The sequence below is a fragment of the Peribacillus sp. NPDC055009 genome (genome assembly GCF_053608705.1).
Genome location: NZ_JBSGVZ010000007.1, coordinates 174,970 through 194,675, shown reverse-complemented (window position 1 = coordinate 194,675; position 19,706 = coordinate 174,970). Strand labels below are relative to the sequence as shown.

General features: G+C 40.4%; 19 protein-coding genes and 1 other RNA gene. 17 read left to right on the top strand and 3 right to left on the bottom strand.

Going from position 1 to position 19,706, the window contains the following annotated elements; genetic code table 11:
• Positions 1–185: 185 nt before the first annotated feature.
• The 4 genes from asnS to ACWF5P_RS13370 all read left to right on the top strand — a co-directional run bounded on the left by asnS (position 186) and on the right by ACWF5P_RS13370 (position 3,505).
• Complete coding sequence (gene asnS / locus ACWF5P_RS13385; RefSeq protein ID WP_101222380.1) at positions 186–1,478, top strand: asparagine--tRNA ligase; 1,293 nt, start codon at positions 186–188, stop codon at positions 1,476–1,478.
• A 116-nt stretch (positions 1,479–1,594) separates the two neighbouring features.
• Positions 1,595–2,290 (top strand): DnaD domain-containing protein, encoded by a 696-nt coding sequence (locus ACWF5P_RS13380; RefSeq protein WP_101222379.1) that lies wholly within the window; start codon positions 1,595–1,597, stop codon positions 2,288–2,290.
• Positions 2,291–2,312: 22 nt separating this feature from the next.
• Entirely contained in the window at positions 2,313–2,969 is a 657-nt protein-coding gene (gene nth, locus ACWF5P_RS13375; protein ID WP_101222378.1) for an endonuclease III, read from the top strand.
• The gene (locus tag ACWF5P_RS13370; protein WP_402938069.1) at positions 2,966–3,505 is read left to right on the top strand and encodes a YpoC family protein; all 540 of its coding nucleotides are present in this window, start codon (positions 2,966–2,968) and stop codon (positions 3,503–3,505) included. The genes nth and ACWF5P_RS13370 overlap by 4 nt, the downstream gene beginning before the upstream one ends.
• 42 nt (positions 3,506–3,547) lie before the next feature.
• Here the strand turns inward: ACWF5P_RS13370 and ACWF5P_RS13365 are convergent, their stop codons facing one another.
• Together ACWF5P_RS13365 and recU are read right to left on the bottom strand one after the other, a co-directional pair.
• Positions 3,548–6,301, bottom strand: coding sequence for a PBP1A family penicillin-binding protein (locus ACWF5P_RS13365; RefSeq protein WP_434167306.1), 2,754 nt, complete (start codon positions 6,299–6,301; stop codon positions 3,548–3,550).
• Between the two features lie 27 nt (positions 6,302–6,328).
• A complete protein-coding gene (gene recU, locus ACWF5P_RS13360) occupies positions 6,329–6,940 on the bottom strand; it encodes a Holliday junction resolvase RecU (protein WP_101222375.1) in 612 nt (203 codons plus the stop codon).
• Between the two features lie 142 nt (positions 6,941–7,082).
• Between recU and ACWF5P_RS13355 the strand changes: the two genes are divergently transcribed.
• The 4 genes from ACWF5P_RS13355 (at position 7,083) to ACWF5P_RS13340 (ending at position 9,816) form a co-directional block, all read left to right on the top strand.
• Positions 7,083–8,030, top strand: a complete 948-nt coding sequence (locus ACWF5P_RS13355; RefSeq protein WP_260358978.1) for a DUF2515 domain-containing protein — start codon at positions 7,083–7,085, stop codon at positions 8,028–8,030.
• A 356-nt stretch (positions 8,031–8,386) separates the two neighbouring features.
• Positions 8,387–8,662: a hypothetical protein gene (locus ACWF5P_RS13350; protein WP_101222373.1), complete on the top strand. Its 276-nt coding sequence runs from the start codon at positions 8,387–8,389 to the stop codon at positions 8,660–8,662.
• Between the two features lie 69 nt (positions 8,663–8,731).
• Complete coding sequence (locus tag ACWF5P_RS13345) at positions 8,732–9,100, top strand: YppE family protein (protein WP_157830997.1); 369 nt, start codon at positions 8,732–8,734, stop codon at positions 9,098–9,100.
• A 77-nt stretch (positions 9,101–9,177) separates the two neighbouring features.
• Entirely contained in the window at positions 9,178–9,816 is a 639-nt protein-coding gene (locus ACWF5P_RS13340; protein ID WP_452444960.1) for a YppG family protein, read from the top strand.
• A gap of 69 nt (positions 9,817–9,885) precedes the next feature.
• On the opposite strand, the gene ACWF5P_RS13335 is transcribed toward ACWF5P_RS13340, so the two are convergent.
• Positions 9,886–10,335: an Hsp20/alpha crystallin family protein gene (locus ACWF5P_RS13335; protein WP_101222371.1), complete on the bottom strand. Its 450-nt coding sequence runs from the start codon at positions 10,333–10,335 to the stop codon at positions 9,886–9,888.
• A 141-nt stretch (positions 10,336–10,476) separates the two neighbouring features.
• Between ACWF5P_RS13335 and ACWF5P_RS13330 the strand changes: the two genes are divergently transcribed.
• From ACWF5P_RS13330 to ACWF5P_RS13290, 9 genes are all read left to right on the top strand, one after another.
• Entirely contained in the window at positions 10,477–11,241 is a 765-nt protein-coding gene (locus ACWF5P_RS13330) for an alpha/beta fold hydrolase (protein WP_452444959.1), read from the top strand.
• A gap of 121 nt (positions 11,242–11,362) precedes the next feature.
• Positions 11,363–13,639 (top strand): DEAD/DEAH box helicase, encoded by a 2,277-nt coding sequence (locus ACWF5P_RS13325; RefSeq protein WP_434167303.1) that lies wholly within the window; start codon positions 11,363–11,365, stop codon positions 13,637–13,639.
• 36 nt (positions 13,640–13,675) lie between these two features.
• Entirely contained in the window at positions 13,676–14,932 is a 1,257-nt protein-coding gene (locus tag ACWF5P_RS13320) for a ribonuclease H-like domain-containing protein (RefSeq protein ID WP_434167302.1), read from the top strand.
• Between the two features lie 457 nt (positions 14,933–15,389).
• A complete protein-coding gene (locus tag ACWF5P_RS13315; RefSeq protein WP_434167301.1) occupies positions 15,390–15,959 on the top strand; it encodes a CotD family spore coat protein in 570 nt (189 codons plus the stop codon).
• Positions 15,960–16,023: 64 nt separating this feature from the next.
• A complete protein-coding gene (locus ACWF5P_RS13310; protein WP_101222367.1) occupies positions 16,024–16,575 on the top strand; it encodes a DUF1273 domain-containing protein in 552 nt (183 codons plus the stop codon).
• Positions 16,576–16,778: 203 nt separating this feature from the next.
• A complete protein-coding gene (gene gpsB, locus ACWF5P_RS13305) occupies positions 16,779–17,090 on the top strand; it encodes a cell division regulator GpsB (protein ID WP_061463822.1) in 312 nt (103 codons plus the stop codon).
• Between the two features lie 80 nt (positions 17,091–17,170).
• Positions 17,171–17,560: RNase P RNA component class B (rnpB, locus tag ACWF5P_RS13300), an RNA gene on the top strand.
• 573 nt (positions 17,561–18,133) lie between these two features.
• Entirely contained in the window at positions 18,134–19,282 is a 1,149-nt protein-coding gene (locus tag ACWF5P_RS13295) for a THUMP domain-containing class I SAM-dependent RNA methyltransferase (RefSeq protein ID WP_101222366.1), read from the top strand.
• Between the two features lie 193 nt (positions 19,283–19,475).
• Positions 19,476–19,676, top strand: a complete 201-nt coding sequence (locus ACWF5P_RS13290; RefSeq protein ID WP_034307871.1) for a cold-shock protein — start codon at positions 19,476–19,478, stop codon at positions 19,674–19,676.
• Positions 19,677–19,706 lie beyond the last annotated feature (30 nt).

Genomic DNA, 19,706 nt, shown 5'->3' with positions numbered 1-19,706 from the left:
CTTTGGGCGATAGTGAAAAATAATCTACCATATAATCTGGCGGGTATGCTCCAAACATAATAAGAGTGATAGAAAAGGCATGGAAGTTCTACTTCAATTGATTTATTTGCTTGTAAGCAGGGCTATGGGTATAATAAGTAGAGTAAATTCCTTAGTAAGTTAAGCTATTTTTGGAGGTAAATTCCGTGAAAATTACAATAAAAGATGCTAGCAAATTCGTCGAACAAGAAGTAACCATTGGAGGCTGGCTTGCCAGCAAACGTTCCAGTGGGAAAATTGCTTTCCTTCAAATCCGTGATGGCTCTGGTTTCATTCAAGGTGTGGTCGTGAAAGCTGATGTGGGTGAAGAAATATTCGCTCGTGCGAAATCGGTTTCGCAAGAGTCATCCTTGTATGTAACAGGTGTCATTCAAAAGGATGAACGCTCGCCGTTCGGTTTTGAGTTACAGGTGAAAGATATTGAAATCATTCATGAATCATTGGATTATCCCATTACACCTAAAGCGCATGGTCCTGAATTCTTAATGGATAACCGCCATTTATGGCTGCGTTCAAAACGGCAGCATGCAGTCATGAAGATCCGTAATGAAATAATCCGTGCTACATATGAATTCTTTAATGAAGAAGGTTTCGTTAAAGTGGATCCCCCAATTTTAACTGGAAGCGCACCAGAGGGAACGAGTGAATTGTTCGCGACCAAGTACTTTGATGAGGATGCATACCTTTCACAAAGTGGTCAGCTCTATATGGAAGCGGCTGCCATGGCACTTGGGAAGGTATTTTCATTTGGACCTACCTTCAGGGCAGAAAAATCCAAAACAAGACGACATTTAATCGAGTTCTGGATGATTGAACCAGAAATGGCTTTTATCGAATTTAAAGAAAACCTGGAGGTTCAGGAGCAATTCGTTTCTTCGATCGTCCAATCCGTATTGAAAAACTGTCAGCTTGAGTTGAATACACTGGGCCGTGACATAGCGAAGCTTGAACAAATTCAAGCTCCTTTCCCGCGTATTACATATGATGAGGCCATTAAGTTCCTTCATGAACAAGGATTTAATGATATCCAATGGGGTGATGATTTTGGGGCTCCGCACGAAACTGCGATTGCGGAAAGTTATGATAAGCCCGTTTTCATAACTCATTACCCAACTAAAATCAAACCTTTTTATATGCAGCCAGACCCTGACAGGGAAGAAGTCGTTCTTTGTGCCGATTTGATCGCTCCAGAAGGATATGGAGAAATAATTGGCGGTTCAGAGCGGATTCATGATCAGGAATTGCTAGAGCAGAGAATCAATGAGCATGGCTTGAGCGAGGATGCTTACAAATGGTATATGGAATTAAGAAAATATGGCTCTGTACCGCATTCAGGCTTCGGTTTGGGATTGGAACGTACCGTTGCATGGATCAGTGGAGTCGAGCATGTCCGTGAAACCATCCCGTTCCCACGCCTATTAAATCGATTATATCCTTGATTCCGTAATGAAGCGGTTATCTTGCCATATTTGGCAGATAACCGTTTTTTGTTAAAATTATAAACTTATTCGGGGAGCCGTATTCATGTTATACTTAACCAGAGGTGTCCAAAAACATGAATAAAGAACATTTATATGCGTGGTTTAAGGAAGGAACGATAACGATTCCATCCTTTTTGCTGACTAACTATAGTACAATGGGACTAAATGAACAAGAAATGGTCCTTTTATTACAATTGCAAAGCTTCATAGATAAAGGTAACCATTTCCCTGCACCATCCCAGCTTTCTGACCGAATGACATTGCAGGAAACGGAATGTCTTTTCTTGATCCAGCGTTTGGTCCAAAGGGGATTTATTGAAATGATGGTTGAGGATAGCCAAGAAATCGGACAGGAAAAATACTCGTTGTCTCCACTTTATGAAAAAATGATGGACTGTTTCTTGAAAACTTTGAAACAGACAGAGTCTGCTGAAATCCAAAAAGCGGGGGAGAGCCTTTATACGATTTTTGAACAGGAGTTCGGCCGCCCTTTATCTCCTTATGAATGCGAGACATTGGCAATGTGGATGGAGGATGACCATCAACCCGAAATCATTAAGTCAGCTTTGAGGGAGTCTGTCATTTCCGGAAAATTGAATTTCCGATATATTGATCGAATTTTATTCGAGTGGAAAAAGAATGGAATTAAAACCTTGGAACAGGCAAGGGAGCAAGGACAAAAATTTAGAGTTCACCAAAAGAGGGACCGAAAGACGGAAAATGCACGACCATTGAAAGATGTGCCTTTCTATAACTGGCTCGAGCAGTAATGTAAATTGAAGGAGAACCAATATGTTGAATAAAGCTCAAATTCGATATTGTCTGGATACGATGGGTGAAATGTTTCCGGATGCCCATTGTGAGCTGAATCACTCCAATCCATTTGAATTGGTGATTGCTGTTGCCCTGTCAGCTCAGTGTACGGATGTATTAGTCAATAAAGTAACGAAGGATTTATTTCAAAAATATAAAACGCCTGAGGATTACATAAGCGTTCCGATAGAAGAGCTGGAAAATGATATTCGCTCAATCGGTTTGTTTCGTAACAAGGCTAAGAATATACAAAAGTTGTCGCGCATGCTGATCGAAGAATACGGTAAGGAAGTTCCCAGAGATCGTGATGAGCTTGTTAAATTGCCTGGCGTTGGCAGAAAGACGGCGAATGTAGTCGTTTCCGTTGCTTTTGATGTGCCTGCGATTGCTGTGGATACCCATGTAGAGCGTGTTTCCAAGCGTCTGGGATTATGCCGTTGGAAGGATAGTGTCCTTGATGTTGAGAAAACGTTGATGGCTAAGATACCAAAGGATGAATGGTCCGTTACTCATCACCGTCTGATATTCTTTGGACGCTATCATTGCAAGGCCCAGTCACCAAGATGTGAAACCTGCCCGCTTCTTGAATTATGCCGTGAAGGAAAAAAAAGAATGAAAAGGAAAGAAGCCAATTGACGCAGTCCATATCATTAAAAGTCCCTGAAGTATTGGACCACCCTTTGTTTTTCCCTGAAAAGGAAACCATCTTGGAAAAAGAGCGTTTTGCAGGTTGGAGTGGAACGATCCCATTCGAGGCTTTTCCGTATGAGTTACTTTATTATAATAATGTAGAGGCTTATGCTCCTTGGTCTATGGGGGCATTGCATATAAAGGAACTGCTGGAAAAATGGAAGGGAATTGATTCAGAATGCAGTTTGCTATTTTCCGAGCGAAAAGTGGGGCAGACTTTGTTACTCATGAAGCAGGGGATCGGTTTATTTTTAACCGCAATCTTCTGGATGCATGGAAAGCCAGTGGTTTTGAGTGATTTACGGGCAAAAATAGAATCCTTTACCAATATTCCGGTGAACCTTGCTGAAAGGCTTTCTTTCATCCTTGCTAGACCCGCTTTTTTTCATTCATATAGACAGCTTAGTGAGTTGTTCCGAGAATTTGAAAAGCAATATGTGAAGTTCATGATCAAAAATAAGAACATCCAAAAAAACGTCTAAGCTTTTAGCTTAGACGTTTTTTAAGTCAATCTTTATATATATTTATTCCGTATCTTTGTTTGGATCTGGGTCCGGGTTAGGGTTAGGGTCAGGGGTCTCGACTGGTTTTTCCTCTTCAACCGTTCCAGGGTCAGTGGCATCATCCCCGCCTTCGACGTCCTCATCACCACCATTATTGCCATTTCCATTTCCATCATCAGTGTTGTTGCCATTACCATTATTATCATTGTTGCCATTACCGTTATTACCATTATTACCATTATTGCCGTTATTTTCGTCATTTCCATTATTGCCGTTTTCGCCATTGTTATTTTTGTCTTCGTCTTGCTTATCTTCTTCGCCCTCAGCAGGCGTTTCTTGTTCAGGATCTTCACCTTCGGCCGGATCTTTAATCTCCTCGTCCTCAGTATCCTCAGGAGCTTCCGCTTCAGCAGGTATTTTGACTGATGTACTCGCAGGATCACTTTGTTGGTTATCCACTAAAGCTACCACTGAGAAAGTATATTTACTACCAGGGGTTGGATTAGGGATTGTTAAACTAGTATCCTTCGATTTTTTTAATACGCTCTCTGCTCCGCCATCAACGGACATCTTAACCTCGAATTGGGTATTCCCATTTCCTTTAGGATATGACCATGAAAGATTGATTTCATTGCTTTCCTGATTGTAAGAAGCGTTAATGCCAGGTGAGTCGATTTTTTCATATTCTGTCGTCACTTGTGTTGGTTCGTGACCTTTAACATAATATTCATAAGTGATTTTACTGCTTGGTGTGTATTCATTGGCTTTAACAGCTGGATTCGAACCTTTGATGACTCCAACCTTCACAACACTGTCAGGTTGATCAAAGTCTTTCGTTTCTTTTGATTGAGCCATATGTTCCATTAAGTTCTTAAAGATGGATTTAGGGATCCTTTGAGATGATTCACCCAGATATTCCATTTTCTCACCAGATGCATTATCATAACCAGCCCAAACCGCGACAGTATAATTGGTTGTATAACCTGCCATCCAGCTATCTTTTACACCGGAAGATGGGATGTTGTTCGCTGCACGCTGTTCAGGTGTGAAATTGGTTGAACCCGTTTTACCGGCTACAGGGAGACTTGGTATATTGGCTAACCTTCCTGTTCCATAAGGTTCTTTCATGACGCTTTTCAACATATCCGTCACGATGAAAGCTGTGGAATCTTTCATGACCGGTTTTGATTCCGTCTTGTTTTTGATGGTTGTTTTATCACGTAAAACAATCTTTTTCACACTATGCGGTTCATTATATATACCGTTGTTTCCGAATGAACTGTAGGCTCCGGCAAGTTCAAGTGTTGAAACATCCTTACCGCCGCCCAATGCTGCAGATTCGGTAATTTCCTTGTCAAAAGGAATGCCAAGGTCAGTGGCGAAATCACGTGCCCGGTCCAATCCGACTGCTTGAAGCGTTTTTAAGGCAGGAATATTTAATGACCGTGCCAGTGCTTCACGAGTCGTTACAGTACCATAATGTCGTCCTGAAGCATTTTTAAGCGATGTTCCATCACTGTAAGAATATTCCTCATCCTTGATTTGATGGTAGGTGGACCAATTTAAATATTCTACGGCAGGACCATAATCCAGAATCGGCTTGATGGTCGAACCAGGTGATCGCTTGGCATCCGTTGCATAATTCCAGCCGCGTTTAACCGTCGTGTTCCTGCCGCCGCCCACTGCTTTGATTTCACCAGTTTCTGTATCGAGTAATGTGACTCCGGCTTGGAGATCTTCACTTGGATAATTGATGATTTCATCACTGTTCAACATGTTATAGACATATTCCTGGGCATCTTTATCAATGGTCGTTTGGATTTCCAAACCATCGGTAAAGACGTTATAGTCACCCATATCCCCGACTTCCTCAATTACCAAATCGATGAATGCATCGTATGCGGTCGTATCGATTTGGCTCTTATCGATTTCTTGAAGTCCTTCTCTAATATCGATGCTTTGTGCATTTTTCATTTCCGTTTCGGTGATATAACCATGTTTATTCATTAAGTGCAGGACAATATCACGGCGTTCTTTCGCACGTTCAGGGTATTTATACGGGTCATACCTGCTTGGGCTTTGCGGTAATCCTACAAGCATGGCCGCTTCGTTCAATTTCAATTCGCTAAGATCTTTTCCATAATAAGTTTGCGATGCAGTTAAGATCCCGTTGGCACGGTTTGCAAAGAAAATCTTATTCACATACATTTCGAAAATTTCTTCTTTTGTATATTTTCTTTCAAGCTGTATGGATAGCCACATTTCCTGGACTTTCCTTTTAATGGTTTTATCAGGTGTTAAATAAGAACGCTTGATAACCTGCTGGGTCAATGTACTTGCACCCTCTGAGCCGAATCCGTTTTTGACGTTGGCTATGACGGCACTGCCCAGACGTAAGAAATCGACCCCGTGGTGTTCATAAAAGCGGGAATCTTCCGTTGCCAGGAAAGCTTCCTCGACAAGGTCGGGTATGTCTTCATAATTTACATAATCCCGGTTTTCCTTTCCGATTTCAGCTAACAATTTACCATTTTCATCGAGAATCTTGGATGTGACCGGATCTTTCAAAAGCTTTTCGTCAAGTTTTGGAGCGTCGCTTATAAAGTAAGCCATTGCAGCTCCTCCGGCAACAAGGCCTATTATTCCGATTGTAACAAGTATAAGGAAAATTCGCTTAAGCATATTTGTTGGCTTTTTAGGACCTGTTTTCTGTCCCTTTTTTTGAGTCTGCCCCTGCTTTCGGCGTTCTTCTCTAGTATTATATTTTTCAGCCATTACAGCTAACCTGCCTTTCTAAAAAAACTAAAAATTTTCTGCGATGAGCGAATCTACTACTTTAATATAGTCAATTCTCGGTTGAAAGCCAAGAGTAATCTTTCGTGAACTGCTTTCAACCTCTTGAAGAGTTATAGATTTGCGCCCGCCTTCTTTCATTCTCTTCCAATAAAAACTCAGTTGTTCAGAACTCATTACATATATATCATCCATTGCTGAAAACCGAATGATCACAAATGCAATTCCGTCATGCTGAACGATTTGTTTCATATGTTCAATTTGATGGTCATGAAAATTCTTCAGAGGGAAAGAACTGCTGTTTTTCGTCTCCTTTGCCTCAAAATCAATGTACTTTCCTTTATAAACACCATTGTAATCGGTGGTCGATGCTTGTTTGAAATAAGCTTCTTTAATGACTGCAGCACTTCTTTTCGGATAGTGGACATCGACAATTTGAATGGGTGTCGGTTTTTTATGGATGACGGCAATGCCGTGTGCTAAATAATACTGATTGGTTTCGTTCAAATCGTCTTCCAATGTTTTTCCCCGGTTGCTGTAACTGATTTTTTTAAGTGGGCTTTTCTTTTCTTCCATAGCCTGCGGTACAAATCTTCGTCCGTTGGGATAATGAAATGCCACTTTTACCCCTCCTTTTTTTCACTTATCTATATTAGCAAAAAAAGAATCCAAAATGTGAATAAAAAGAATTGTTTCTTAGAACGATAGGATTTATGTACAACTATATGTCACAATTCATCTCTATAGAAAGGCGGACACATAGATGCGAATATTAATGACGGAAAAGCAATTGCTACATTCCATAAAAGCCCAAACCGCTAAAGGAAATAGGGATAATATATCAAGGACAAAGGCATATGAACGATTTTTCAAAATGCATCCCGAAATACAATGGTCTTTTTTAGCGGGGATGGTTTCTAGAAATGCAGGCTGGAATATGTGTGATCTTGAAGGGATTTGGTTTTCCCATTTGCTTGGCCAGAAATACAGGCATCTTTTATTCCTGACGTATGAAGAAGCCAACTGGAGAATATTCCAAGATGCTTATCCGCAATTACTTCTCTATCATTATTCGACGAAGTATGGACGTCCTTTGTTTCACTTATGTCATTATTTTTTTATTACCAAATTCATGACGAACGAATGGTATTCCTTTTGGAAACATGGAAATCGGGAAAAATTAGTCACTGCGCTCATCATAAATGAACAAAACATCATAGAAGAACCGGTTATTAAAAAACAATCTTTCGTATTTCATTCTCTCTTATTTTTCCTGCAGGACTGGATGCATTTTAGCACGGTTTTATTTCCTGCTTGCAATGGAGAACTATATGGATCGTCCGTTTCGCATTTTAGAAATATCGATAAAAGGATTGAATTGGGGAAAAGGTTGGCCGGCCTTTTATTTTCTGAAGATTTGTTTCCGCTATTCTATGAATTTTCCTGCAGGACAGAACCAACGGGTGCCAGATATGATTATGAACAATATCGAAAAAATCCTAGGTACCATGAAACCCCGATGCTGAGGGGAGTATATCCATTGATTCATCATCAAGCAGGAATGACAGAGCAATGGGATATGAAAAAAAAGGTTAAAAAAAAATGGTTCATTGAACCCAAATGGGAAGAAGACCCGCATTTGACCGATTGGTATGACCTTAAACAAAAGCAGCTACATACGGCAGCAATGATTAAAAATTGGATATTATAATAGCAAACAGGGAAGGCGTCATGTAAGCCTTCCCTGTTTTATCAGTCAGTATTTATGTCTTACGTAGAGGGGCGGTTTTCTCCGCTAAGCTTCGGATTTCCCGTTCCTGCCTTTTTAGTGGGCGGCTTTTGTCGTTTTTCGTTTTTTTGCTGTCTGCTTTCATTCGACTGCATAAAATCACCTCCTGTCTGTATTCTTGTTTAAAACTTCATTCTTCATTCTGCCATTGTTGTCGAAGGGCATAATAAATTAAGCGAATTGCACTTTCTTTGCCGATTCCCTTCTAGTTTTGTCAGTCATGAAGGGCTTTCTGATAAAAAAAAGAATAGTACAGGTAAAGAATGGGAGGGATCAGCATGGTCAATAAAAGTGTCGCAACAGAGGAGATATTAAGGATGATAGCTGAGATCAGTACCAGCCTGGATCGTTTGGAAATTTCATATGGGGAAACTGTAAATACAGTGCGGTGCAAACTATGGGCGGAGCAATATACATTAGTTAACGAAGCTCAGGAAGCCATTGAGAAAGCCGAGGATTATTGGGTGAATGCTGAAGGTGTAAACCATTCCTTTTCCATTGTCCCGAAAAAAACAATAATAAAGCACAATGTTCTCACTGAATTGCACGTATAAGCCAGAGGAATATCATTTTATAATGAACTGGATTATAATAAGGGAAACAATTGTGCGGAGGAATATATTGTGCAAAAAGAAAAACTGCAGCTATTAACAGAACAATTAATAAAATATACGGACCAAGTGGATGATATCTATGAGGGTGTACGGAAGGAAGGAAAGGAAAAGGATTTTTTTTCGGAAGTCAAGCCGTTTGCAGACCAGGTAAGGACCGCATGCATCGAATGGGAAACCGGAATGAAGGAGTGGATGAAAGAAACTGAATTTAGGCATCTTTTCCCCGAGCAAATCGAACAAACCGCCCATAACCTTTCTGATGTGGCCGTACAGGCATTTTTTCCAAAAACAAGTTATAAGCGATTTAAAAGCCATGTTCAATCGGTGGAATTCATCCTTAATAATGTAAGAACGGAAATCAATCGGATTTTATCATAAAAATACCTACACTTTATTCCCCTTTTTTTCATATATTATCAGAACCATGTAATGAAAAAAGAGGAGGGCTCATTGACATGATGAGATCCGGTTTTAACCATATCTCCCCAAATCAAGGACAGTTTCCTCAATCAATGACGGAATATTGGGGAGGGTACCAGCAGCCAATGCCGTATCCTCCGCCCAATAATCATAATCATGAACAACCATTTATGTATCCATATCATCTCCAGGATACAGGGGGCTATATGACACCATATCATGATCCTTATCAGCAAGCGGCCTATCATCCATTCCAACCTGTCCAGCAGCAGGCGATGCCTGTGGGAGCTTATCCGGGCAGCAGTGTAATGCAGCCAATGGCACAAATACAGCCAATGGCACAAAGTCAGCCAATGGCACAAATGCAGTCAATGGCACAAATGCAGCCAATCCAGTCCAATCAGCAGCCGCAAGCTTTTAGCCCGTTCGCCAATCCGCTCCAGCCAGCTAAAAGACCTCCGCAAGGTCAGCAGCAGGCTCATAATCCATATCCTAAGCAACAGTTCATGCAAAAACCCCAGCCATCGGGTTTCAAATCGGTCATGAATCAATTCAAAACACAAGATGGCTCGATGGATATAACGAAGATGATGAATACAGCTGGACAAATGATGAATACAGTTTCTCAAGTATCTTCAATGGTCAAAGGAGTAGGGGGCTTCTTCAAAGCTTAGATGGTGAATAAAGGAAAAGCAGACTTACAAGTGACCCAGCCACTTTTTTAAGTCTGCTTTTATTCATGTCTAATGGATTTCAATCCGATTCCCCCTGATTTTGGGTAGCTGAAGCGTGAGGATGCCATCGCGATGTCGAGCGGTGACTTTTGCTTCATCAATGGGTTTTGGAAAAGAAATGGTTCTTGAAAGAGTACCTGCTGAAACTTCTTTTTGAAACATTCCTTGATTTTTATGTCTTCTATCTACTTGCTTTGCAGTTATGGTTACAGCATGGGCCAGTACATCAATTGATATTTGGCTGCGTGCAATTCCAGGCAAAGTGGCGGTAAGTGTATATTCTGAATGCGTTTCGTGAACATCAACCGGAAAGCTGCGTTCTTTCGCCGAACCGAAGAAATCGTCAAGAGATTGCAGCATGCCTTTAGGAGGCCTTTCGGAAAACAGCCGATCCATTTTGTTAATGAAGTGGGTAAAGGGTTCTATTCTCCGATTATTATTTTTTTCAGAAGAGGTCATCACGGTGCTCCTTTCTAAAAAATTCCTTTGCCTATAGGCTATGTGAGGAATTAAGAAATGTGAATGCGCTGTTGGGTTTCAGATAAAGGACTATAGGGAATAACGTTACTGAATGATTAGAAAAGGAAATGAGGGTTTTATATGAAAGATAATGGCAAGCTTTCCTACATAGATACCGGGAAAGGAAATAAAACATTGTTGTTTATTCATGGATTTTGTGGAAGTCATGAATACTGGAGTGACATCATTGCTGAATTAAAGGATGATTACCGAGTTATTGCCGTTGATTTACGGGGGCATGGTGCAAGTGAGGAAATAGGGGAATCTTTCTCGATTGATGATATGGCTGCTGATATTGCGTCGTTACTGGACGAACTGGAAATCGCAAAGGTATATATGTTTGGTCATTCGCTTGGGGGATATATCACCTTGGCGTTCGCAGAAAGGTTTCCTGGGAAATTGTCAGGTTTTTCATTGGTACATTCTACAGCTTTGCCGGACGATGAAACTGGAAAGGCTGGGCGCTTAAAATCTGTCGAGAAAATCAAAAGTGAAGGAATTCCCGCTTTCATTGACGGACTTATACCAAAGCTTTTCTCTAATCCCGAAGATTCCAATATTGAACAAACTAAGGAAATCGGATATAAAACAAGTGAAAGCGGTGCGATAGGGTCTTTACATGCCATGAGGAACAGAATAGACAGAAATCATGTACTCAAAGACACAAAGCTGCCTGTCTTATTGGTTGCAGGTGAAGAGGATAAGCTAATTCCCGTTGAAAAAACCTTTTCTGCAAAAGGGATCCATATCCATGAAGTTATACTTAAGGGCAGTGGCCATATGGGAATGCTGGAAGCTCCAAGCAGACTACTCGAAGAAATCATTCGCTTTGCCGAAAAGAATTAAATGATAAAAGACCGAGCTGGAGACGGGATGTTGCCGTTTCCAGCTTTTTTTTTTGAATAGGAAATAGTTTCCCTTTTGCATAGAACGTTCATTCGGTAGAATAGGAGTATGAGGTGGTTATATGAAACTGCGAAAAAATTTACAAGAAGTTATTAAGGATTTAAAAACTAATGAGGATTTTAAAGATAACATCGTACATTGGCAAGTAATTGAAGCGAAAGAGGCAAAACATGTCCCTTTTCCCGCTGCAATGAATGATAAGATCAAGCATGCTCTTGAAATACGGGGGATAAATGGGTTATACACCCATCAGGCAACTGCATTCGACACTGCTGTCAGTGGCAATAGCCTTGTGGCGGTCACACCAACAGCTTCTGGTAAAACATTATGCTATAATTTGCCGGTCCTACAAAAAATACTGGAACATGAAAAAACCAGAGCGCTTTATATATTTCCGACAAAAGCGCTAAGCTATGATCAAAAAAGCGAATTGAATGAAATGATTGATGAAATGGATGCTAATATAAATAGTTATACATATGACGGGGACACACCTTCAAACATCAGGCAAAAAATCCGCCAGGCAGGGCATATCGTGATCACCAATCCTGATATGCTCCATTCGGGAATCCTGCCCCATCACACGAAATGGGTCTCTTTGTTTGAAAACTTGAAGTATGTGGTCATTGATGAACTTCATATTTACCGCGGCGTTTTCGGAAGTCATACAGCCAACGTCATAAGAAGGTTAAAAAGGATCTGCAAGTTTTATGGAAGCGACCCTGTTTTCATCTGTACTTCCGCTACGATCAATAACCCAAAGGAGTTAGCAGAAGAGCTTACGGAAAAACAAATGGTCCTGATCGATAATAACGGAGCCCCAAGTGGGAAAAAGCATTTTGTATTTTATAATCCCCCAATAGTCAATAAACCGCTCAACATACGAAGGAGTGCGGTATTGGAAGTCAGGAAGCTGGCAAATGAATTTTTGAAAAATAAAATACAAACCATCGTTTTTGCGCGAAGCAGGGTTCGAGTGGAAATTCTATTGACATATTTACAGGAACTTGTATCAAAGCAATTGGGGCCAAAATCGATCAGGGGCTATCGAGGCGGATATCTGCCAACACAGCGTAGGGAAATTGAACAAGGCCTCAGGGATGGTTCCATTTATGGGGTGGTTTCCACAAATGCACTTGAGTTGGGTGTCGATATCGGTCAGCTTCAGGTTTGCATAATGACAGGTTACCCTGGATCCATATCGAGTGCCTGGCAACAGGCTGGGCGAGCAGGAAGAAGGCATGGTGAAGCATTGATCATCATGGTCGGCAGTTCCAGTGCCCTTGATCAATATATCGTACAACATCCCGATTATTTCTTTACCAGAAATCCAGAAACTGCAAGAATCAATCCGGATAATCTTTTGATCTTGGTTGATCATGTAAAATGCGCAGCATATGAGCTGCCATTTAAAAAAGGCGATACTTTTGGGAAAACAGAGATTATCGACGTTCTTGAATTCCTTACGGAAGAAAGGGTCTTACACCTAAATGGGGACAAATGGCATTGGATGAATGATGCTTTTCCCGCAAGCAATATCAGCCTGCGCTCAGCGGCACAGGAAAATGTCGTGATCATCGACCAAACGAATGCACCGGTTAATCGGGTCATAGGGGAAATGGATACTTTCAGTGCAATGACCCTTCTTCACGATGAAGCCATTTATTTGCACCAGGGTATTCAATTTCAGGTGGAAGAACTTGATTGGGATGAAAAGAAGGCTTATGTACGTGAAGTCAATGTGGACTATTATACGGATGCTAACCTTGCTGTTCAATTGTCTGTATTGGAAGTCGATAAACAGCGAACTTTCGCTTCCACAGCAGCTGCTTTTGGTGATGTCGCAATCCGGGCGATGCCTACGATCTTCAAAAAAATCAAATTCGAAACTCATGAAAATATTGGTTCAGGTCCAATCAGTCTCCCTGAGATGGAACTGCATACGAGTTCGGCCATGCTTTCCATGGATCCTGATATATTTAAGTGGGACGAAAATCGAATAGAACAAGGAATGATAGGTGCGTCGCATGCACTTAATTACATGATTCCGCTATATGTTATGTGCGATCCGCATGATATTCATGTTTATCCGCAGGTTAAAGCAGCGCATAATGAAAAACCGACCATTTTTATCTATGATAGTTATCCGGGTGGCATAGGGTTAAGTGATAAAGTATATGAAAACTCTGAAGTCATTTTGCTGGAAACAATATCAATGATTGAAAATTGCACTTGTGAGAGCGGCTGCCCTTCCTGTATCGGTACGGAATCCGCAACGAAAACAGCCAAGAGTGATGCCAAACAATTATTAGGTCAATTTTGTAAGCAAAAACATTAATAGATTGCATTGATAGGAGAAAAGAGGTGTAATTTCATGTCTTTAAAAAATAAATTGAACCGTATGAAAACGCATATGAACCTAGGGAAACAACCTTCTCCTGTAGAAGAAAATGACCAGAAAGTGAATGAAGAAATTCCTTACTTTGAAAAGTGGCTTGAGAACGATACCGTTTCCTTTCATTTCGACGGTGACTATTGTTTCATTAGGGAAGTCCGCTACCCTATAAATCACATACACGGGTTATATGAATTTTCCGAGCTGAAAAAGGTCGTAAAAGAGTGGAATCAAACTTCATTGGAGCATCCACTTTCCGCCAGGGGCGTTAAAAGTGAAGATCTGTTTTTCTTCGATACGGAAACGACAGGACTAGGAGGCGGAGCCGGCAATACCATTTTTTTACTAGGGTATGCCTATTTAGAAGGTGAAGAAGTAGTCGTGAAGCAACATATCCTTCCGCAGCCTGGAAGTGAAATACCGCTTTATCAAAGCTTTTTGGAAAACATCAATTACGAAACACTTGTCACTTATAATGGTAAGTCCTTTGATTGGCCACAGTTAAAAACGAGACATACCTTGATAAAGGAACATGTGCCAAAACTACCGGAATTCGGACATTTCGATTTGTATCATGCTTCAAGACGCCTATGGAGAAACAAATTGGAACGAGTGAAATTATCAGCTGTCGAAACAGATATTCTAGGTGTACATAGGGAGGATGATATTCCTGGATATTTGGCACCGATGATTTATTTTGATTTTGTTGAGAGGAAGAATCCGGAAATACTGTTTGGAATCATGAAGCATAATGAATTGGATATCTTATCATTGATCACTTTGTATATTCATTTGTCCCGAAAAATCCTCCAAATCGATGGATATACGGAAGAGTCCATGGAAATTGCACGATGGCTTGCTTATTTGGGGAAAAAAGAGGAGTCAGTTGAGACATATCAAAAAATATTGGAAGCGGGTAATGAGGAAGATCGGATTATAGCTGGCCATGCATTAGCCTTCCAGAAAAAGAAGCAAAAACAATTCGATGAAGCTTTGGAAATTTGGAAGGAAGTCGCCTTAAAAGGGAATGTGCAAATTAGGGTACAGGCACAGATTGAATGTGCGAAATTATACGAACATCAATTTAAGGACGTCGGTCATGCTCTAAAATGTTCAATAATCGCGCATCAAGAGATGGTTAGGGAAGGGACCGCCCTGGGGAAAAAACAGTTGGAATTGGAAAAGAGGATCCGGCGGCTCGAAAAGAAAGAGGAATCAAAGGATATTTCTGTATAAGATTAGGGAGTGAGAAACTTCTTTTAGTGCAAAAGGCCGAAAATAAAAAATATGTATACATTTATTGTAGCCTTCAACTATTGTGTGTAAAATGGAAAGAGTTGAGGGTGAAATTCCGAAGCGTTCATTTCATGCCTTTACATCATATAAAATTAAGGTGAAAGCGGAGCGGAGAAATGTATAAAACGACTTTATTTCTATTTTTTGTAGTTCTTTGTTTAACGATAGTTTTGTTTACTTCATTAAAAGACAGTCTCTATTCCTTTTTATAGAAAATCCCTCATTTCATTTGACGGTTAGCCAGATATAATAATGATAGTGTACTTATTGACAGCCATCCATCGTTTTATACTTATTCTGTATAAATAGGTCATTTCATCAGTACACGTATCCCCTTTTTTTCATAGTCTGTAATGGTAAGACTAAACTTATCATGATGAAAGGGGACGTATTATAAATGTATTTTCGTAATTGTGGAGGAAATAACCCCAATGTAATGGGAGCATCCAACAATGTAATGGGTGCATCTAACAATGTAATGGGTGCATCTAACAATGTAATGGGCGCATCTAACAATGTAATGGGAGCATCCAATGTAATGGGAGCATACGGGAACGCACCTGGAGTAATGGGCGCATCAACCGGTAAAAACTCCAACGTAATGGGAGCGTCAGCTGGTAAAAACTCTAACGTAATGGGAGCCTATAGTCCATCTGCTGTATCTCCAGCGCAATATGGTCCATCGGCTGTGTCTCCAGCGCAATATGGTCCAACCCAAACATCTCCATCTCAAGTTGCCCCAGCGCAAGTCTCTCCAACACAGCAATATGTCAATACGAATGTATCGAACACAGTGATCCCTGTCGTTCATCCATCACATACTACAAATGTCAATAAACATGTGAACACGTATAAGCATTATTTCCCGCATACTCAATCCGTGGTGAACGAGTGCTATAATCAACACTTGATTTGTGGCAGGCCGCCGCAAAACCCATGCTGTCCACCTAAGCATTTCGGATACTAAAAAATAAGGGCTTATTAAGCCCTTGTTTTCATACATAATCATGTTAAAGGAGATTAGCCAAGAGATGAAGGTTTTGTATATGACGGGCTACAAAGCTTTTGAATTCGGGATATTCAAAAATGACCATGAAGCCGTAAAATATATAAAGAAAGCGATGAAGGAGCGTCTCCTGCCATTGGTGGAAGACGGGCTGGAATGGGTGATCATCTCAGGTCAGTTGGGTACGGAACTATGGGGTGCCGAAGTGGTGTTCGAATTACAGGAAGAATATCATCAGCTTAAATTAGGGGTGCTTACTCCTTTTCTGAAACAGGAAGAGTCATGGAACGAGACGAATCAAGATTACTACCGATCCATATTGGCCCGTGCCGATTTTGTCGAGTCCATTTTCAACAAACCATATGAAGGGCCACAACAGCTGAAAACCAAAAATAGGTATATGGTCCATAAAAGCGATGCCATGCTCATCATTTTCGAAGCTGAAAAAGAAGGATCAGCCCGATATCCTTATTTCGAGGCGATGAAAAAGGCGGAAACACAGCCATACCCCATCTTTCAGATAAACTTTGATGATCTGCAACTGGCTGCGGAAGAAGCCAGCTGGTCCGAAGAATGATGGAGTGAAAATAATTATGGATTAAAAGTTGTTTCTAAAGCATAATCATATTATGATGAAATTTAGATACAGATTTAATGGGATTACATATCGTTCTCTGAAACAGTAAGCTTACAAAATGGTGTTTCGTTGACAAACCCAAGCAGATTTGAAAAAATAATAAAAAGTCGATTGTATTGGCGAAAGTATTGAGGTGAAGTCTTATGCTATCCGATAAGATAAAATTAACGGCTAAAGATATTCTTGAAAAAGATTTTAAAACAGCCATGCGCGGTTATAAACCTGAAGATGTGGATCAATTCCTGGATCTGATCATTAAAGATTATGAAGTGTTCCATCAGGAAATTGAAGATCTTAAACAAGAAAATCTTAAATTGAAAAAACAAGCCGAAGAGAGTACAAAACGTCCAAATCAACCTGCTCCCAGTGCCACTCCGGGAACCACTAACTTTGACATCCTTAAACGGTTATCCAACTTGGAAAAGCACGTTTTTGGTAACAAGCTTTTTGACTGAGATTTTGCATTGTAAAAGTGAAAATGATTTTGGTATTGTGTTTTCGTGAATAATGGAGTATAATCAATTATGTTATGTTAACGTTTGGGTAATTGCTGCTGCATTTATGCAGTAGAGGAAAGTCCATGCTCGCACGGACTGCGATGTCCGTAGTGTTCGTGCCTGGCGAAAAAATAAGCTTGGGCAGCAATCTTGGATTGCTGACGGCTGGGAAAATGCCTAAGTCCTTTTGGATATGGCATGAATACCTATAAAAGTGCCACAGTGACGTAGCCTTTACAGAAATGTAAAGGGTGGAACGAGGTAAACCCCACGAGCGAGAAACCCAAATTAATGGTAGGGGCGCTTTCTTCCTTGGAATTGAACGAGGAGAAGGACAGAAGCATATGCTTCTGTAGATAGATGATTACCGCCGAAGTACGAGACGCGAGTCGCTTGCAGTACTGAGGAACAAAACATGGCTTACAAAACGTTATCATATAACACCAAAAGCACAACTCTCCTTTTAAAAGGAGAGTTTTTGTTTATGGAGAATGCATTATAATAAAAAGATTGGGCATTTCCATTTATTTTTCGTTTTCTGAAACATGGCTGTGTTAAACTTAAAACTTGGCAAGTTTTTCATTGCGTTCGAATGATTAGGAAAATGGCTTAAATGAAGTCTGTCGGTAACGTTTTTAAAAATAGTGTTGGAATGTTAAGCATTTCTTTGATTCTGGGTATCCTATTTATAAAGGTTCCTTATTAGCCCTAAAATGAAGGTATCAAAACAGAACTTCAAACTTCAGGATAATGGATGGGAAGCATACATAATTGGTCGGATGATTTAATTGCAGCATGTATCCTAAGGTACATGGATAATTGAGTATAGCTTTACATCACGGTGATTAATACGCTACATGATCGGCTAACTGAAATATAAAAACGCGGTGGACCATAAGGTTTACATGTAAAAAATCAATGCCTGATTCTAAATACATAAATGAAAGAAATTCGGGAAAAAGTGCCATTGATTGGATTAATGGAAAGAAGGTGCAGGATTAATGAAACAATTCGATATAATTGCAACATCAGCAATGGGATTGGAATCAATTGTTGCCAAGGAGGTGCGGGATCTTGGTTACGATTGTCAAGTCGAAAATGGTAAGATCACCTATAAAGGGGATCAATCCGCCATTGCCCGCTCTAATTTATGGCTGCGCAGTGCCGATAGGGTGAAAATTAAAGTCGCGGAATTCAAAGCATATTCATTTGATGAGTTGTTTGAAAAAACAAAGGCCTTGAATTGGGAGGATTTCTTGTCAGCCGATGTCGAGTTCCCCGTTAGTGGAAAATCCGTTAAGTCAAAGCTATACAGTGTCCCTGATTGTCAGGCTATTGTAAAAAAGGCGATTGTTGATAGATTGAAAAGTAAATATAAGCAAGTATCTTGGTTTGCAGAGACAGGTCCTTTGTTTAAAATTGAAGTGTCTATTTTAAAAGATGTAGTGACACTTACCATAGACACTTCAGGTGCGGGTTTGCATAAGCGGGGTTATCGGACAGGGCAGGGAGAGGCGCCCCTTAAAGAAACATTGGCGGCTGCGTTAATCATGCTGACCAATTGGAAGCCGGATAAACCTTTCATAGATCCATTTTGCGGATCTGGAACGATTCCCATCGAGGCGGCCTTAATTGGACAGAATATAGCACCGGGGTTTAACAGGGAATTCGTTTCTGAAACCTGGTCATGGATGGACAGCAAGGTATGGGATGAAGCGCGGATTGAGGCTGAAGATTTAGCCGACTATGATCAATACTTGGACATAACCGGTTGTGATATTGACCATCGAATGGTCGATATAGCTAAAGCGAATAGTTTTGAAGCCGGTCTTGGTGATTTGATTGAATTCAAACAAATGCAGGTAAGGGATATCTCAACCAAGAAAGAGTATGGTGTCATTGTCGGGAACCCGCCTTATGGAGAACGTCTAGGTGAGAAAAAAGCGGTAGAGCAGATGTATAGGGAAATGGGCCAAGCCTTCAAGAAGCTTGATACATGGTCGGTATACATGATTACCTCCAATCCTGACTTCGAACAGCATTATGGTAAGCCTGCAACGAAAAAAAGGAAATTGTTCAATGGTTTCATCCGTGCTGACCTTTATCAATATTGGGGGAAAAGGCCGCCAAGGCAGCCTCAAGGTGAATGAGTAGGTAGAATATAATGGAGGATTTTGCTAGTCAGGACGATTTATTCATAATAGGTTCCAGTCTTGCTTATCATTTCCTTTTCTGTTATTCTAATAATGAATTATTTTTGTTCAGATTTAAGGAATACCTTAATATTCTTTTGAGCAAGGATAGTAATATAATGTGTGGAGAACACACTAGGAGGCAACAAAAATGGAACAAGGTAAAGTAAAATGGTTTAACGCAGAAAAAGGTTTTGGATTCATCGAACGTGAAGGTGGAGACGATGTATTCGTACATTTCTCAGCTATCCAAGGCGAAGGTTTCAAAACACTTGAAGAAGGCCAAGACGTTACATTTGATGTAGAACAAGGTCAACGTGGACCACAAGCATCAAACGTAAACAAAGCTTAATTCAACCCTATATTATTTACAGACAGGCTC

Excerpts from the sequence above, each read along its gene's own strand:
- ACWF5P_RS13380 (WP_101222379.1), top strand. The coding sequence starts at position 1,595 with ATGAATAAAGAACATTTATATGCGTGGTTTAAGGAAGGAACGATAACG.
- nth (WP_101222378.1), top strand. The coding sequence starts at position 2,313 with ATGTTGAATAAAGCTCAAATTCGATATTGTCTGGATACGATGGGTGAA.
- ACWF5P_RS13365 (WP_434167306.1), bottom strand. The coding sequence starts at position 6,301 with ATGGCTGAAAAATATAATACTAGAGAAGAACGCCGAAAGCAGGGGCAG.
- ACWF5P_RS13355 (WP_260358978.1), top strand. The coding sequence starts at position 7,083 with ATGCGAATATTAATGACGGAAAAGCAATTGCTACATTCCATAAAAGCC.
- ACWF5P_RS13350 (WP_101222373.1), top strand. The coding sequence starts at position 8,387 with ATGGTCAATAAAAGTGTCGCAACAGAGGAGATATTAAGGATGATAGCT.
- ACWF5P_RS13340 (WP_452444960.1), top strand. The coding sequence starts at position 9,178 with ATGATGAGATCCGGTTTTAACCATATCTCCCCAAATCAAGGACAGTTT.
- ACWF5P_RS13335 (WP_101222371.1), bottom strand. The coding sequence starts at position 10,335 with ATGACCTCTTCTGAAAAAAATAATAATCGGAGAATAGAACCCTTTACC.
- ACWF5P_RS13330 (WP_452444959.1), top strand. The coding sequence starts at position 10,477 with ATGAAAGATAATGGCAAGCTTTCCTACATAGATACCGGGAAAGGAAAT.
- ACWF5P_RS13325 (WP_434167303.1), top strand. The coding sequence starts at position 11,363 with ATGAAACTGCGAAAAAATTTACAAGAAGTTATTAAGGATTTAAAAACT.
- ACWF5P_RS13320 (WP_434167302.1), top strand. The coding sequence starts at position 13,676 with ATGTCTTTAAAAAATAAATTGAACCGTATGAAAACGCATATGAACCTA.
- ACWF5P_RS13315 (WP_434167301.1), top strand. The coding sequence starts at position 15,390 with ATGTATTTTCGTAATTGTGGAGGAAATAACCCCAATGTAATGGGAGCA.
- ACWF5P_RS13310 (WP_101222367.1), top strand. The coding sequence starts at position 16,024 with ATGAAGGTTTTGTATATGACGGGCTACAAAGCTTTTGAATTCGGGATA.
- gpsB (WP_061463822.1), top strand. The coding sequence starts at position 16,779 with ATGCTATCCGATAAGATAAAATTAACGGCTAAAGATATTCTTGAAAAA.
- ACWF5P_RS13295 (WP_101222366.1), top strand. The coding sequence starts at position 18,134 with ATGAAACAATTCGATATAATTGCAACATCAGCAATGGGATTGGAATCA.
- ACWF5P_RS13290 (WP_034307871.1), top strand. The coding sequence starts at position 19,476 with ATGGAACAAGGTAAAGTAAAATGGTTTAACGCAGAAAAAGGTTTTGGA.